Origin of the sequence: Chelativorans sp. Marseille-P2723 (assembly GCF_902809845.1) — a bacterium.
Taxonomy (GTDB): Bacteria; Pseudomonadota; Alphaproteobacteria; order Rhizobiales; family Rhizobiaceae; genus Chelativorans.
In genome coordinates, this window is the sequence record NZ_CADDWI010000007.1 from 46285 (window position 1) to 61087 (window position 14803).

The window sequence follows — 14803 nt, forward strand, 5'->3', positions numbered from 1 at the left end:
GCGAGGAGGACAGATGAACAAGGATATAAGCCTTCCAAAGGCCACCGGTGTCTATTCGCCCGCGTTGCGGATCGGGGACTGGATCTATGTTTCTGGACAGGGGCCGATCGATGATCGCGGCAACATCGTTGCAGGCAGCTTCGAAGATGAAATGCTGCTTACGCTGAAGAATATCCAACGGCTTGTAGAAGCTGCGGGAGGTGAGGTGAACCGCATTACCAAATGCACTTGCTACCTGTCGAATATAGCAAATTTCAACAAGTTTGACGAGATTTATGGTGAGTTTTTCCGGAATGCGGAAGTCTTTCCGGCGCGAACAACCGTCGCCGCAGAGCTTGACCGTATTCAGATCGAGATCGACGCGGTTGCCTATGTTGGCAAGGAAATACCCATTATGATCCGGTAAGAAAGGTTGTAACCGGCGTGCTTCCTCTTGAGCGTTGCTCGGCGGCAAGCAGTCACCCCTGCATCCTCACGTTACGTCGTCTCACCTCGCACGAATTCAACTGGAAGTACTACTGTTTCCGGCTCAAAGACCCCATCTTCGAGCCGCCGGATCATCAGGTTTGCGGCGAAATTGCCCATTCGAAAGGTTGGTGAGCGTATCGTGGTCAACTGGGGTTCAAAGAAGTCTAGCAGCGGGAAGCCGTTAAATCCCGTGAGTTTGACCCTGTCGGGAACAGAGATCCCGCGCCGCCGCAACATGCGATAAACGGCTATTGCCATCTGATCATTGCCCGCCATGACTGCGTCAAACGTTCCGCCAGCTTCCATGTAATTATAAAGAGCGGCTTCGGTTGCGTCGGGTGACTCATCCAATGAAGTAATTACGGTCAATTGGGCTCCTGTGGCGGAGTCCTCTATCTCCTGGCGTGCTCCGTTTAGACGAGCTCGCATCGCCGGCCAGTCTGGTTGTGGCAGAATGAATACGGCTTGCCGCGCGCCACGTTCGATTAGATGCGCGGCTAGCATGCGTCCTCCTTCGTAGTCATCCTGGCGAATGACACAATGATCGAGGATTGGGTCCGGCAAGGACTGTTGGAACAGGATGACAGGTTGACCTAGACCTCGCAGTGTTTCGGCAAACGAGCCGTTCGGATCGAATTCGCCTGCGGCCAAGACGCATAAGCCATCACTTTGCCTTTGCTGGATCAATGGCGAATTCGCCATTTGATTTGTCGGCTGCCTTTCAAGAACAAGCGAATATCCATGCTGGTTCAGGCCGGTACAAAGCCCATCCAGGAGGCTAGTGATGTAGGGATCGGCAAGGAAGAACTGATGCTCCTGTATAATCAGCATTCCTACTGCCTTGCGTCGATCGGTTCTCAATGTACGTGCTGCGATGTCCGGGCGGTAATTGCATGCCTTCACCGCCCACAGGACCTTGTCTCGGGTCTCCGCGTTGTAGCCTTTCATCCGGCCATTGACGACATTAGACACCGTCATCGGCGAAACGCCAGCCAGTTGAGCGACGTCCTTAAGCGTTGCTCGGGGCAAGAATTCCTTCTTAGCTCGTGATCGTGATGCCATATTTTCGTTCGTCTTCTTTAAACCTGAACCGCGATGCTTCGGTCACGCTATTGCATGCTTCCTCCATTCAACACCCACCCCGTTAGCGGTGGGTGCCGGTATTGCGGCTGAAAATAATAGGGGTGGCCCCTCTGCATAGTTGCTTCTTATAGCTTACGCCCTAGCGTTGCAAAATGTTGCGTTAAATTAACGCATTTCATATCTCTTTCAAAGCGTTCAGATGCATGCACATGGGCATTGACTTAACGTTAAATTGCTCCTTAAATGTTCACTGTGTGGATCGCATGTCGGGAGAGGGGTGGGCGAGGCGCATTTTTCCAACCTTGGCAGCGTGCCCACCGGCAATCAGCAAAGCGGGGTTAAAATGACGCAATCAGTCACCGAAACCGTTAATCGGCAGAGCCAGTTCATTGCCGGCGGTACAATGTCGACCAACCGCGCGATTACACCGCCCCGGGTCTTCGTGCGTGCAATGGGAGCGTATCTTTGGGATGCGGAGGGGAAGAAGTACATCGACTATCATGCGGGGTTCGCTCCTTATCTGTTTGGCCATGGCGATCCAGAGGTTGACGAGGCAGTTGTCAAGGCAATCCGGTCGGGAGCGTCGCTGATCGGTGCAGGGACGACGCCTTGGGAGGCCGAGATTTCGGAGCTGCTATGCGACGCGGTGCCGGGTCTTGAACAAATCCAGCTTACCAATAGTGGTTCGGAGGCGGTTTCATATGCATTGCGGCTTGCTCGCGCCGCGACCGGCCGGGATGTCGTAGTATTAATGCAAGGCGGATACAACGGGTGGGCTGATTACGTATCCTACAATCTAATGGATCCTGCGAGTATTGTTGCTGAACATGAGCCGGGCACAGAATACAAGCTGCGCCCGTTCACCAGCGGCATTCCCGGCGTGATTAGCGAGACCGTGCGAGTAGTGGAATTCAACGATCTGGAAGCTGCCGAACGGGTGCTTTCACGAGGTGATGTCGCGGCGATCATTCTTGAGCCCATCCTTCAGAACATCGGGGTAGTCAAACCGTTGCCTGGCTATCTAGAGGGATTGCGCGCGATCTGCGACCGCACTGGTACAATGCTAATTTTCGACGAAGTGAAGACCGGATTCCGGCACGCACTCGGCGGTTATCAAGCGATCAGCGGCGTGATCCCTGATCTTTCTACCTTCGGAAAGGCGATAGCCAACGGTTATCCGATGGGCGTCGTTGGCGGCAAGCGAGAAATTATGGCTTTTTGCGCGCATCCTGATCCGGAAAGAAGAGTCGTCATTGCCGGTACCTACAACGGCCATCCAGTCAATGTCGCGGCTGCAACGGCAGTCCTGAAGCGCTTGAAGTCAAGGGAGGCCGAGATCTACGAGAGGCTGGAGAAGCTGGGCAGCCGGCTTGAAACGGGGCTGAGGGAGGTGTTTTCCAGGCGAAACTATCCTGCGACAATTGTGCGCCAAGGATCTGCAATTGCAGTTTACTTCATGGACCATGTCCCCACCAGTTGGCGTGATGTCGCGATGAACCACGACAGTGATCGTGACGTTTCCTATCGTCGAGCAATGATTGACGCCGGAGTTTTCCACTTTCCTGTAGCTACGAAACAATCCAGCATTTCTCTGGCTCACTCAGAGGAAGATATCGATCGGACCATCGAGATTACCTCTGATGTCCTCAACAGATTGAATTGATTAACTCGCCATGACCGTGACTTGGCTACTGCTGTTCAGCCGGAGCTTTGCCAAAAAACATGAGGGACACGTCCGCGTTCTGCTTGGACGGCTGCTGAAGTAGAGCAGCAGTTATGGATTTGAAGGTGAGGGGGCAGGATGAGGAAACGAAGGCTGCGATCGGCAGAGTGGTTCGAAGGCCCTGGCAAGAACGCATTCATGTATCGGTCATGGATGAAGAACCAGGGTCTGCCGGATGATGCTTTTGACGGCCGTCCCGTAATTGGGATCTGCAATACCTGGTCCGAACTTACTCCGTGTAATGCTCACTTGCGGGAAGTGGCTGAAAAAGTGAGAAGAGGAGTGCTGGAAGCGGGCGGACTTCCGTTGGAGTTTCCGGTGACTTCGCTTGGTGAAAGCATCCTCAGGCCAACCGCCATGCTAATGCGTAATCTGGCGAGCATGGATGTGGAGGAAAGTATCCGTGGCAACCCGATTGACGGAGTTGTCCTGCTTGTCGGGTGCGACAAGACCACTCCGGCCCTTCTTATGGGGGCGGCCAGCTGTGATCTGCCTGCATTGGTTGTGTCAGGCGGTCCAATGCTTTCCGGACGCCATAATGGCGAGATTATAGGTTCTGGCACCGATGTCTGGCGCTATCATCAGGAAGTGAAGAATGGCACTCGCTCAATCGAAGATTTTCTTTCGGCTGAGCAAGCAATGAACCGATCAGCAGGCTCCTGCAACACCATGGGTACAGCGTCTACCATGGCGTGCATGGTCGAGGCTCTGGGAATTGCGCTGCCGGGAAACGCAGCCATTCCCGCAGTGGATGCCCGGCGCTACACTCATGCGCAGCTTGCCGGACGCCGGATTGTCGAGATGGTGAAGGAAGACCTCACGCCTTCTCAGATCTTGACCAAGACTGCATTCGAAAACGCCATTAAGGTCAATGCGGCGATCGGAGGATCGACGAATGCGGTGATCCATCTGATCGCGATTGCAGGACGTCTCGGGCTGAAACTGACGCTGGATGATTGGGACCGCGTCGGCCGCGGAGTCCCAACCATCGTCAACCTGATGCCATCCGGACAATATCTGATGGAGGACTTCTTTTACGCTGGCGGCCTTCCTGCTGTCATAGCTCGTCTTCTAGAAAAGGAGTTGTTCGACGGAAGCGCCCTTTGCGCGACTGGCAGAACCATGGGCAGGGAGTTTACGGGGGCACCCTGCTATAATGATGGGGTGATCCGCACGTTCGACAATGCGCTTTTGAATGAAGGCGCCATTGCTGTTTTGAAGGGCAGTCTGGCGCCAGCCGGAGCGATCATCAAGCCATCAGCCGCCACGCCGGCTCTCATGACGCATACCGGACCTGCAGTGGTCTTTGAGAATATTGACGACTATCACTCCCGAATAGACGATCCAGATCTTGAAGTCGACGCTGACTCAATTCTAGTCCTTAGAAATTGTGGCCCTCGTGGGTTCCCAGGCATGGCCGAAGTCGGCAACATGGCGCTGCCGGCAAAGCTTCTGAAGCGGGGCATCACCGACATGGTTCGCATAAGCGATGCCCGCATGAGCGGTACAGCCTTTGGAACAGTAGTACTGCATTGCGCGCCTGAGGCAGCAATTGGAGGACCGCTCCAGGCAGTGAGGACGGGCGATAGGATCACACTCAATGTCCCTGAGCGCAAACTCGAACTTCATGTGAACCAGGCCCAGATCGATCAACGCCTGGCGGAGCTGCGTTCCCTTCCTCCTTCCGTCGGAGGCTATCAGGGACTGTACGTTGATCATGTTCTTCAGGCTGATCTTGGTTGCGATTTTGATTTTCTTGTTGGTAAGCGCGGCGCTGCGGTTGCCCGCCATTCACATTAAGGTTCCAGCAGATCCGCGTGAATTGGTTTAGTGTTGATGTAAACGATGAGGCTCGTCATCGGTCCTTAAATTTTCAGTCAACTTGAGCCGCATACCAGGTTCCATCTCGCCGAACGAAGGCTCTTAGAGCGGGATGAGATTACGCCGAGTCGCTAGGGGCTACGCAAATCAGATTGAATTTGATTCAAGGTGCTGGCTGGGACAGGAGGCCAGCATGGATGAGCAAGCCCTATTCGATCGATCTTCGGGAACGCGTGGTGAAGGCGGTTGAGAAGGAGGGGATGTCGCGTCGGCAGGCGGCGGCCCGTTTTGGCGTCAGCTACAGCTCGGCGATCGAATGGGTGAAGCGTTATCGCCAGAGCGGCAGCCTGGAACCGGGCCAGATCGGCGGCCATAAGCCGAAGAAGATTTCCGGGGCTTGGCGCGACTGGCTCATTGAGCGCTGCCGTGGCGCGGACTTCACGCTGCGCGGCCTTGTGGCGGAACTGGCCGAGCGCGGCCTGAAGGTCGACTACCGCTCGGTGTGGGAGTTCGTCCACGCCGAAGGGCTCACGCATAAAAAAAGACGCTGATCGCCGCCGAGCAGGATCGGCCCGACGTGGCGCGAAGACGCGCGCAGTGGAAAGCCTATCAGGGCCGCATCGACCCCTCCCGCCTGGTCTTCATCGACGAGACATGGACCAAGACCAACATGGCCCCGCTCAGGGGTTGGGCACCGCGCGGTGCGCGGCTCAAGGCCAAGGTGCCGCACCGGCGCTGGAAGACCATGACCTTCCTGGCCGCCCTGCGCTGCGACCGCGTTGAGGCCCCCTGGCTCATCGACGGGCCGATCAACGGCGAGCGCTTCCGCCTCTATGTCGAGAAGGTGCTGGTGCCGACGCTCAGGCCCGGCGACATCGTCGTCATGGACAATCTCGGCTCGCACAAGGGCAAGGCCATACGGCAGGCCATCCGCAAGGCCGGTGCCAGGCTCTTCTTTCTGCCGAAATACTCGCCCGATCTGAACCCGATCGAGCAACTCTTCGCAAAGCTCAAACACCTGCTGCGAAAGGCCGAAAGGCGCACCACCGATGCCGTATCCAGCGCTATCGGCCAAATCCTCGACATCGTCACATCAAAGGAATGCGCAAACTATTTCGCCGAGGCCGGATATGACCGGAAATAAAATCATCCCGCTTTAAAAGGTGAAAGACGGAGAGTTGGCGCATGGCATAGCGAAAATTCCCGTTAGCCCTGCCGATCAGGTCGCGATGAGGGTCCTCTTAAGCCTATCGTCACGTACAGGATTTCCACGGCGGAACGGGTGTGCGCGAACCGGTGGAACACGCTGCCGCGGCCAAACTCCGCGATCGTCCAGTACAGGTGGGCGACACCGCGAACTCCGGCAGCATCGTTTGGGCATCTCCCAGGCGATGCAGAAAGCGATGGCGTCCGGTTTATAGGTTGCATCCTCTGTTTTTAAAAGGTTGCGCTTGTCTATGCAGAGACTCGTTCTCTATGCAGGCTCGCCAATGCAGTGCCCAGTGAGGTGGCGATAAGGAAGGCACCGGCCAACGCCTGCTGCTCAACCGAAAACCGATCAATGATCAGGCTGCCGGCGAACGTTCCGAACGCGATGCCAAGATGCAGGACAGCAATATTCAAACTCTGCTGGATAGCAGCCGTTTCGGGGGCCAGCTGAACCAGGTGGCTCTGGATAGGCGGGCTGATCGACCAGCTCAACACGCCCCAAATGACCAGCACCATCCAGAACAATGGGGGCACACCTGTCGTATACGGGATGATCAACAGACAGACACACAGCAGGATGATCGAGGCGAGCAGTGTGCGCCTCGGCCCGAACTTATCGGTTGACCATCCCGCAAAACCGCCGCCGGATACGGCGGCAACGCCATACAGAAAATAGGCGAGCGCCACGTGCGAACTGTTGAAATTCATAGTGAACTTCAAAAAAGGGGTCATGTACCCGTAGAGAGTGAAGTGGCCGGCGAGGAAGAAGAATGTCGTCAGATGACCAAACAGCACCTTCTTGTCGCGCAAGGCATGCATCTGTCTTTTCAAAGGGACTGGCGGGTTGGCGGGAACCCTCCCAACGAAAGCGGGTACAGCCACCACGAGGCCTAGTGCCAGTATGGTGACGAGGATGAACGGGCTGCGCCAGCCGAAAGCATGGCCCATGCTTACTCCTACCGGAAGGCCGAAGACTAGCGAGCCACTAATGCCCATCACAACCATCCCGATCGCTCGGCCGCGATATTCAGGCGCGGAGATATGAGCTGCAAGTGCCAAGCTTAGCACTGTCAGCAATGCCCCGCTTGCAGCAGTGATGATGCGGGAGAGCATCAGGGCGCTGTATGTCGTTCCTAGGATGGCGACAAGATTGCCGATGATGAAGACAAGAAGGGCGACAAGCATCACCCGCGTGCGCTCCTCCCGCCCTGTCAGGAACAGCAGAACCGGTCCGCTGATACTGAAGACAAGCGCAAAGACAGTGATCAGCAGCCCGGCCCTGCCTACGCTCACTTCCAGATCCAGCGCCACCAGATCGAGGATCCCGCCGATAAGCAACTCGACCATGCCGACGACAAAGGCAATCGCCGTAAGCAGGTAAATGCGTTTATCCAGCAAGACGCTCCCCCGAATTCTATGGATTGGCCTCAAACAGCTTCTTGCTTCGCCATCCGCCCCAGCGGTAGTAGGCCATAGAGAACAGGCTGCTAAGCACGAAGCTCAATCCGATGCCGAGCGCTATCCCGTGCTCGTCATGCAAAATGGTCAGTCCGTAGGCCAGAGGAACGCGCAGAATCCACAGCGAAATGACGTTCAGGGCAAGTACCTGAAACATCGCCCCGGACCCGCGGACCACGCCGTTGAAGATAAAGTTCAACCCGATGAAGGGGTAGAAGATGGCAATCGTGCGCAGATAGGAAACGCCGAATGCGACGCTTGCAGCATCCTGGATGAAGAGCCGGATCAGGGGTTCTGCCCAGGCGAGCAGCATGCCGGCAACCACGATCATGATGCTCATGTTGAAGATGACGCCGGTGCTGGTGATCTGCGTCACACGCGGCCACTTGTTCGCGCCGATGTTTTGCGCAGCCATCGCATTAACCGCCATGCCCAATGCAACCGCAGGCAACAGGATGATACTGTCCAGCCTTTGAGCCGCGCCGAAGCCGGCCACCACTTCATTTCCATATACGTTGACCAGGGAAAGGATGACCCCCGTGCCTGCGTAGATGACGATCATCTGTATGCTCGACGGGATGCCGAGTTGCAAAATAGTGCGGAATTCGGCCACTCCCGGCCGCCTTGGATTGAGATGGTACTGATCCGGTCTTTTGGCGAGATAGATCAGGCTGTAGAGAAATGCCACCGCCTGCGCCAGCACCATCGCCCAGGCAGCCCCGTTCACGCCGAGCTCCAGGCCGTCGATCAGGAGAGGGCTCAATCCTGTGACCAACACTGTTGCAAGCAGCACGAAATAAAGCGGCGTGCGGCTGTCCCCGAACGCCCGCAGCATCGTGCCTATGAAGTTGTAGCCAACCAGGAACAGCGTGCCCGCAAAGTTGATCTGCAAGTAGCCCTTGGCCGCATCTATGATGGATAGGGGCGTGTTGAACAGGGCAAGAAGAGGCTCGACAAGGAAGTAGCCTCCGGCTCCAACGAGCGCCGACAATATTACGAGAAGAATGGTGAATGCGCTCAAAAAGGCCCCGATACCATACGTGTCTCCAGCTCCGCGAAGCTGGGCAAAGATGGTCAGGATGGCGTTGTTCATGCCAAGCACAAACGCCAACACTACTGCAAGCACGGTAGTGGCGACGGTTACGGCGGCAAAGGCTTCGCTTCCCAAAAGATTTCCAACCCACAAACCGCTGATGAGCTGCATTGCAGCCTGCAGTAGGTTGGCAAGCAGGATAGGCAGGGAAAACAGAAACAGCTTTCCCGGTATCGGGCCGACGGTGAAATCATTGGTCACGGCAGCCGCCATCCTGGGCTGCCGCTACGCGGCGCGGAAAATGTTGACATCGGAGCTCCACCGGCGGCGGCGGCAGTGGACCGCCCCTATCGACACGATTGCTTCGCAAGGATGGTTGGAAGCTAGGACCGGATGAACGGTCTTGCAAGCCCGCCCAAAGCTTCGAGGCCAATGCCTGTAATCCCGCGGCTGAACGGTTATCCGGCCGGCAACACCGAGCAGACGAGGGGTGCCGGTTGAAAGTGCCCCATCTTTTATTGCGGGCTAGTTTCACTATTGCGCCGCTTGATGTCCGCGAGCGCGAAGCTGAGAATATCTTCCATTTGCCTTCGGTGAGCGGCAATGGCGCGGGGCTGCGCTGGAAAGACAGCTTTTCTATCGCTGCCGGCACTGACGGACCGGCTGGCGGCAGAGCATGATATGCCGGATGAGCCGGCCAAGTTGGCTTCACGCCGGGCGGTGCCATCTTCTTATGCTAATGTCCCTGAAGTTGTCACAGCCCGGAAACGATGGCGTTGGAGCAGTAAGATCGTGGCTTGCCTTTTCAGGCCGAGCCACTCAGCTCACGATGCGGACATGCGCAGGATCGGCTTGATAACCTCGCCCGATCTTGAATCCTCCAGGGCCTGCTCGATCTGGTCCATGTCATAGAATTTTACCAGCCGTTCAAAGGGGAAGCGCCCCTGCTGGAAAAGATCCACCAGCGCCGGGATCAGCTGTCCTGACCGACCGCCGCCGCCCAGCACGCCACTGACGCGTTTTCCCCACAACGTTCGGAGATGGTCGAGCGAGAACCGTGCATTGGCCGGTGCTCCGCCGACGAGCACGAGATGTCCGAGCATCCCGACGGTCTCTGCAAGCTGCTCGATCACAGGAATCACTCCGGTGCAGTCGAAGGCAAAATCGACGGTGCTGCCTGTAATGCTGCGCACCGCTTCGATCAGATCCGTTTCGCCCGAATTTATGACATGGGTGGCGCCGAATTCCTTGGCAAGTTCCAGCCGGTTGTCGTGAAGGTCCGCGGCGATGATCCGGGTCACGCCTGAATTCCGGGCCGCCATTATCGCTGCCAGCCCAACGGCACCCGCGCCGACGATCAGAATGGAATCGCCCAGACGCGGACGTGCCTCGTTCAGGACTGCGCCGGCACCCGTACCCAGACCGCAGGCCAGTGGACCGAGCAGATCGAGCGGGACCTCGTCGGGCACCTTCACCAGCGCATCCGCCGTGACGATCGAATGGGTTGCAAAAGAGGACTGCCCGAAGAAGTGGCCATTGATGGGTTCGCCATTGCGGGAATAGGCAGTGGTGCCTGCCTGCTCGCCCTTGAACCGACGCCCGGACACCAGCGCCTCGCCTGTCCTGAGGCAGTAGCGCGGCTGGCCGTCGAGGCAGTTGCGGCAAGTTCCGCAGGAAGGCCAGCCAATGATGACCTTGTCACCCGGGGCAACTTCCGCCACACCGGCTCCTACTTGTTCGACTACGCCCGCACCCTCATGGCCAAGCACGGCGGGGAAGGGCATCGGCATGTCGCCGGCCCGGGTGATTGCATCAGTATGGCAGACGCCGCACGCGACAATACGCACCAGCGCTTCGCCGCGGCCGGGTTCCTCAAGGTCGAGCTCCTGAAGCACAAACGGTCCGTCCAGTTGCTCCACGACTAATGCCGTGATCTTCATGGCGGCCTCCTCGCTCATGGTCTGCAGGCGATATCATTCGCTAGAACTTGTAACAGGTGCGCATTGATCCATTGATGTCAGCAGTTCTCGCAGCAGGAGCGAACACGCACGGGCATGTCCAGGGACATGCTATGCTGCCTAAAGCAGTTTTAGGGGGCTATCGCTACGATCGGTGAGAAGCGTGCTGCGCTCGAATTGATTGTTCTAAGCGTTTCAAGCGCCGGAAAACTCGGCACAATCCGGCCGCTGTTTGTGCTGATGATGGTTGGGGGAAATAAGAATGCCCGCTTCCTGGGCGGGAAGCGGACATTCATGTCAGTGGTCAGAAATGCTTGGATGTCAGAAGTCCATCCCGGCTCCGGCTGGCATTGCGGGCTGAGCTTCCTTCTTCGGCTTGTCGGCGATCATCGCCTCAGTGGTGATGAGAAGCCCTGCGACAGAAGCAGCATCCTGCAAGGCAGTGCGAACCACCTTCGCGGGGTCGATCACGCCCTGCTTGTAGAAATCGCCGAACTCGTCCGTCTGGGCGTTCCAGCCGTAGGAGAATTCGTCCTTCTCCCGAAGTTTGCCAACAATGATGGAGCCTTCCGCCCCCGCATTCTCAGCGATTTGACGAGCCGGCGCTTCGATCGCCCGGCGAATAATTTCTACGCCATGCTTCTGGTCGGGGTTCTCGGTCTCAACATTGTCGAGGGCTTTGGCCGCCCGCAGCAGCGCGACGCCGCCGCCCGGCAGGATGCCTTCCTCGACCGCAGCGCGGGTCGCATGCAACGCGTCGTCCACGCGGTCCTTCTTCTCCTTGACCTCTACCTCGGTCGAGCCGCCTACGCGGATGACGGCTACGCCGCCGGCGAGTTTCGCCAGCCGCTCCTGGAGTTTCTCGCGATCATAATCGGAGGTCGTCTCCTCGATCTGCTGCTTGATCTGGGCAACGCGGCCTTCAATCTCCTCCTTCTTGCCGGCGCCGTCGACAATCGTGGTGTTCTCCTTCTCGATCACCACCTTCTTGGCACGCCCCAGCATCTCAAGTGTGACGTTCTCCAGCTTGATTCCCAGATCCTCGCTGATCGCGGTGCCGCCCGTGAGGATGGCGATGTCCTCCAGCATTGCCTTGCGACGATCGCCGAACCCGGGAGCTTTCACAGCCGCGACCTTCAGCCCGCCGCGCAATTTGTTGACGACGAGGGTGGCAAGTGCCTCGCCTTCCACGTCCTCGGCAATGATTAGCAACGGCTGGCCGGACTGGACGACGGACTCAAGGACCGGCAGCATGGACTGGAGATTGGAGAGCTTCTTCTCGTGGATGAGGATATAGGGATCCTCGAATTCCACGCGCATCTTCTCCTGGTTTGTAATGAAATAGGGGGAAAGATAACCACGGTCGAACTGCATGCCCTCGACCACTTCGAGCTCCGTCTCGGCGGTCTTGGCTTCCTCGACGGTGATCACGCCTTCGTTGCCGACCTTCTGCATCGCATCGGCCAGGAAGCGGCCAATCTCGGAATCGCCATTGGCAGAAATCGTCCCGACCTGAGCGATCTCGTCATTGTTGGTAACCTTGCGGGCATTGCCCTTCAGCTCGGCGACGACGGCGTCAACCGCCTTGTCGATGCCGCGCTTCAGATCCATCGGGTTCATACCGGCGGCAACGGCCTTGCTGCCTTCCTGCACGATCGCCTGGGCAAGCACGGTAGCAGTAGTGGTACCGTCACCGGCGATATCGTTGGTCTTGGAGGCTACCTCGCGCAGCATCTGCGCGCCCATATTCTCGAACTTGTCCTCAAGCTCGATTTCCTTGGCAACCGAAACACCATCCTTGGTGATGCGGGGAGCGCCGAAGGACTTGTCTACGACGACATTGCGACCCTTAGGGCCGAGCGTAACCTTCACCGCATTGGCGAGAATATCGATGCCGCGCAGCATCTTGTCTCGGGCTTCGGTATTGAACTTGACTTCCTTTGCAGCCATGGGATCACTCCTTCAATAGGCAGTATTCAGCGACTGGTTGATTTCTCAAGAAGCCTTCAGGCGGCCTTTGCCGCCGGCGCGGCTGATTCAATCACGCCCATGACATCGCTTTCCTTCATGATCAGCAGCTCCTCTCCGTCAAGCTTGATCTCGGTGCCGGACCATTTACCGAACAGGATGCGGTCGCCCACCTTGACATCGAGCTCGAGCAACTGGCCTGCTTCATTACGCGCGCCCGGACCGACGGCGATGACCTCGCCTTCGCTTGGCTTCTCCTTGGCTGTATCGGGGATGATGATGCCACCTGCCGATTTCTGTTCGGCTTCAATGCGGCGAACCAGGATACGGTCATGCAACGGACGGAACTTCATCTCGTTCTCCTTCAGGACAAACAGATTTTGAGAGGTCCCACCGCTCCGATCCGGAGGAGCGGAACGGGGCGCGCAACCCTTGTCAGGCGCCGCGCGCAATATCGAGCTAATCCTGAAAAATCTGCGTTTCAAGAGCTTGCGCAAAAAAATTTGGCACTCGCAGTGCCGGACTGCTAGTGCCATAAAATCATTGAGGAAAATCGCCTATGGTGCTTATAACGAGCCTTGAAATCCCGCACGGATAAGACAAAAATCGCGGGATGCGGAAGGCTCAGTATCGGCGAATCGAACAGCTTTCGAGGACGGAGCCTGGGAATGCTGATACGAAAGGAAGGTGCGCGATGGACAGGACACTCTTTTCGATCATCTCTCCTCAAGGGTTGAACGGAGGGTGAAAACGAATGGGTGGAAAAACGAACCAGGAATTCCGGATGCAGATGCAAGGCTATGGTCTGACAACGGCGGAGATCCATTACCACATGCCCGATCATCCAAGCCTACTTCAGCTCTATGTCTGGCAGGAATACGATCTTGCTCCGGAGTTCCCGGAGCTACGCAGCTTCCTCGATTATTGGACTGAGACGCTGGAGGGTCCGCTGCACTCCGTGCGCGTCGCCCACCACCGCCTGATCCAGCCAGCCGAATGGAAAGCCGTTGATGGGATCATAACGCTTCACTGAAGTCCGAGGACCAAGTTGGTCTGGGGCGCGGACTTGTTTCGTGCCGCCCCGGGCCTTGCAGGCTGTACGAAACCGGCCCTCATGGCCGCTTTCATGAAGCTGCGGCGGGCCTCAGTGGCCGTGCGCCAACCCTCAAGGGCATCTCGACAGGTGCGCACCGCCACACGCCAACGGCGGCCGCGTGCCCATTCCGGCCAATCGCGCTCAAGACATTCGAGCGCTTCGAAGCTGGTGGCCACCTTCCGTTCACCAATACCCGACATGCGCAAAACGACAGGGACGGCAAAAGCGACATCTTCCATCACTTCCTCCTTGTGTTCTGATCGTCTCAGGAGCAAAGGTAGCCTACTTTGCCCGCTAATAATCATCTGGTGATTGACGACGCTTCTTCAAGGATCGGCCGGGTGGCTCAGCTCGGCGGACGCGTCCTGTTGGGGCTCAGGCTCTGATCCAGCGCTCCGGCAAGAGCGGCGGGCATGCGGCTATGAGGGGAATGGCCCACGAACCGCAAAGCGCTTTGCTGCTTGCCAACTAAAGCTTCGTGGAAGCCGTGAAAAACAGAATGATGTTTATGTGGAATGCCCTTGCCATTTCATAGAACGAGGCGGCAATTAGAAAACCGCTTTGCTCGCGGGGACCGCCGCTCCCGCGTGAACATCACCGTCAAGGGGTGGCCGGTCGACGCCCACGCAGTAATTATGGTCTACAGGCCGGATGATCAGGGTTGATTGAGGGGCGAGCTCGACGCTACAGCCCGCTCCAATCGTGACGAGGGCACTGCCGTCATGCCCCGTCCGCACGCTGTCGCCAATAGCCAGGTTCTGCCCCCGCTGCGCCGCTTGCCAACCTTGCGGGGTGGTCGCCATAACCGTGTTCCGGACGCTCTCGATACGCCCAGCCAATTTGATATTCGGTATCAGGGCTTGTGAGAAATAGCACCGGCACTCACCGGCCGATGCCTGTGGGACAAAGAATACAGTGCCAAGCCCCACCGCAAGCTTCGCGAAAATGGCTAAACACCGGCGGCGTGTCGAGCGTGTCAGCAGGCA

Annotated in this window: 13 protein-coding genes; 5 read left to right on the forward strand and 8 right to left on the reverse strand. The window is 57.4% G+C overall.

What is annotated here, in order from left to right; genetic code table 11:
- Nucleotides 1–13: 13 nt before the first annotated feature.
- A complete protein-coding gene (locus HUS57_RS00285) occupies nt 14–406 on the forward strand; it encodes a RidA family protein (protein ID WP_173930940.1) in 393 nt (130 codons plus the stop codon).
- Between the two features lie 71 nt (nt 407–477).
- Here the strand turns inward: HUS57_RS00285 and HUS57_RS00290 are convergent, their stop codons facing one another.
- Nucleotides 478–1497: a LacI family DNA-binding transcriptional regulator gene (locus HUS57_RS00290; protein ID WP_173930941.1), complete on the reverse strand. Its 1020-nt coding sequence runs from the start codon at nt 1495–1497 to the stop codon at nt 478–480.
- A 331-nt stretch (nt 1498–1828) separates the two neighbouring features.
- Between HUS57_RS00290 and HUS57_RS00295 the strand changes: the two genes are divergently transcribed.
- From HUS57_RS00295 to HUS57_RS00305, 3 genes are all read left to right on the forward strand, one after another.
- Complete coding sequence (locus HUS57_RS00295; RefSeq protein WP_210256033.1) at nt 1829–3214, forward strand: aspartate aminotransferase family protein; 1386 nt, start codon at nt 1829–1831, stop codon at nt 3212–3214.
- Nucleotides 3215–3352: 138 nt separating this feature from the next.
- Nucleotides 3353–5074 carry an IlvD/Edd family dehydratase gene (locus tag HUS57_RS00300; protein WP_173930942.1) on the forward strand — a complete coding sequence of 574 codons (1722 nt, stop codon included), beginning with the start codon at nt 3353–3355 and terminating at the stop codon, nt 5072–5074.
- 218 nt (nt 5075–5292) lie between these two features.
- A protein-coding gene (locus HUS57_RS00305; protein ID WP_246727670.1) for an IS630 family transposase occupies nt 5293–6239 on the forward strand; the annotation gives its coding sequence in 2 pieces (ribosomal slippage) (nt 5293–5632 and nt 5632–6239; 948 coding nt in all).
- A 311-nt stretch (nt 6240–6550) separates the two neighbouring features.
- Here HUS57_RS00305 and HUS57_RS00310 read toward each other — a convergent pair.
- The 5 genes from HUS57_RS00310 to HUS57_RS00330 all read right to left on the reverse strand — a co-directional run bounded on the left by HUS57_RS00310 (nt 6551) and on the right by HUS57_RS00330 (nt 13074).
- Nucleotides 6551–7702 (reverse strand): MFS transporter, encoded by a 1152-nt coding sequence (locus tag HUS57_RS00310; protein WP_210256034.1) that lies wholly within the window; start codon nt 7700–7702, stop codon nt 6551–6553.
- A gap of 16 nt (nt 7703–7718) precedes the next feature.
- A complete protein-coding gene (locus tag HUS57_RS00315) occupies nt 7719–9056 on the reverse strand; it encodes an MATE family efflux transporter (RefSeq protein ID WP_210256035.1) in 1338 nt (445 codons plus the stop codon).
- 563 nt (nt 9057–9619) lie between these two features.
- On the reverse strand, nt 9620–10735 hold the full coding sequence (locus tag HUS57_RS00320) for an NAD(P)-dependent alcohol dehydrogenase (protein ID WP_173930945.1): 1116 nt from the start codon (nt 10733–10735) through the stop codon (nt 9620–9622).
- 339 nt (nt 10736–11074) lie between these two features.
- Nucleotides 11075–12703, reverse strand: a complete 1629-nt coding sequence (groL, locus tag HUS57_RS00325) for a chaperonin GroEL (protein ID WP_173930946.1) — start codon at nt 12701–12703, stop codon at nt 11075–11077.
- A gap of 56 nt (nt 12704–12759) precedes the next feature.
- Complete coding sequence (locus HUS57_RS00330; protein WP_173930947.1) at nt 12760–13074, reverse strand: co-chaperone GroES; 315 nt, start codon at nt 13072–13074, stop codon at nt 12760–12762.
- Nucleotides 13075–13475: 401 nt separating this feature from the next.
- Here HUS57_RS00330 and HUS57_RS00335 point away from each other — a divergent pair, with 401 nt between their 5' ends.
- Entirely contained in the window at nt 13476–13754 is a 279-nt protein-coding gene (locus HUS57_RS00335) for an usg protein (RefSeq protein WP_173930948.1), read from the forward strand.
- Here HUS57_RS00335 and HUS57_RS00340 read toward each other — a convergent pair.
- Together HUS57_RS00340 and HUS57_RS00345 are read right to left on the reverse strand one after the other, a co-directional pair.
- On the reverse strand, nt 13748–14056 hold the full coding sequence (locus HUS57_RS00340) for a DUF982 domain-containing protein (RefSeq protein WP_173930949.1): 309 nt from the start codon (nt 14054–14056) through the stop codon (nt 13748–13750). The two genes, HUS57_RS00335 and HUS57_RS00340, sit on opposite strands and share 7 nt — an antisense overlap.
- A gap of 309 nt (nt 14057–14365) precedes the next feature.
- On the reverse strand, nt 14366–14620 hold the full coding sequence (locus HUS57_RS00345) for a hypothetical protein (protein WP_173930950.1): 255 nt from the start codon (nt 14618–14620) through the stop codon (nt 14366–14368).
- Nucleotides 14621–14803 lie beyond the last annotated feature (183 nt).

What these genes read in the sequence shown, in the direction of transcription:
- HUS57_RS00285 (WP_173930940.1), top strand. Translation starts at nt 14, where the DNA reads ATGAACAAGGATATAAGCCTTCCAAAGGCCACCGGTGTCTATTCGCCC.
- HUS57_RS00300 (WP_173930942.1), top strand. Translation starts at nt 3,353, where the DNA reads ATGAGGAAACGAAGGCTGCGATCGGCAGAGTGGTTCGAAGGCCCTGGC.
- HUS57_RS00320 (WP_173930945.1), bottom strand. Translation starts at nt 10,735, where the DNA reads ATGAAGATCACGGCATTAGTCGTGGAGCAACTGGACGGACCGTTTGTG.
- groL (WP_173930946.1), bottom strand. Translation starts at nt 12,703, where the DNA reads ATGGCTGCAAAGGAAGTCAAGTTCAATACCGAAGCCCGAGACAAGATG.
- HUS57_RS00330 (WP_173930947.1), bottom strand. Translation starts at nt 13,074, where the DNA reads ATGAAGTTCCGTCCGTTGCATGACCGTATCCTGGTTCGCCGCATTGAA.
- HUS57_RS00335 (WP_173930948.1), top strand. Translation starts at nt 13,476, where the DNA reads ATGGGTGGAAAAACGAACCAGGAATTCCGGATGCAGATGCAAGGCTAT.
- HUS57_RS00340 (WP_173930949.1), bottom strand. Translation starts at nt 14,056, where the DNA reads ATGGAAGATGTCGCTTTTGCCGTCCCTGTCGTTTTGCGCATGTCGGGT.
- HUS57_RS00345 (WP_173930950.1), bottom strand. Translation starts at nt 14,620, where the DNA reads ATGGCGACCACCCCGCAAGGTTGGCAAGCGGCGCAGCGGGGGCAGAAC.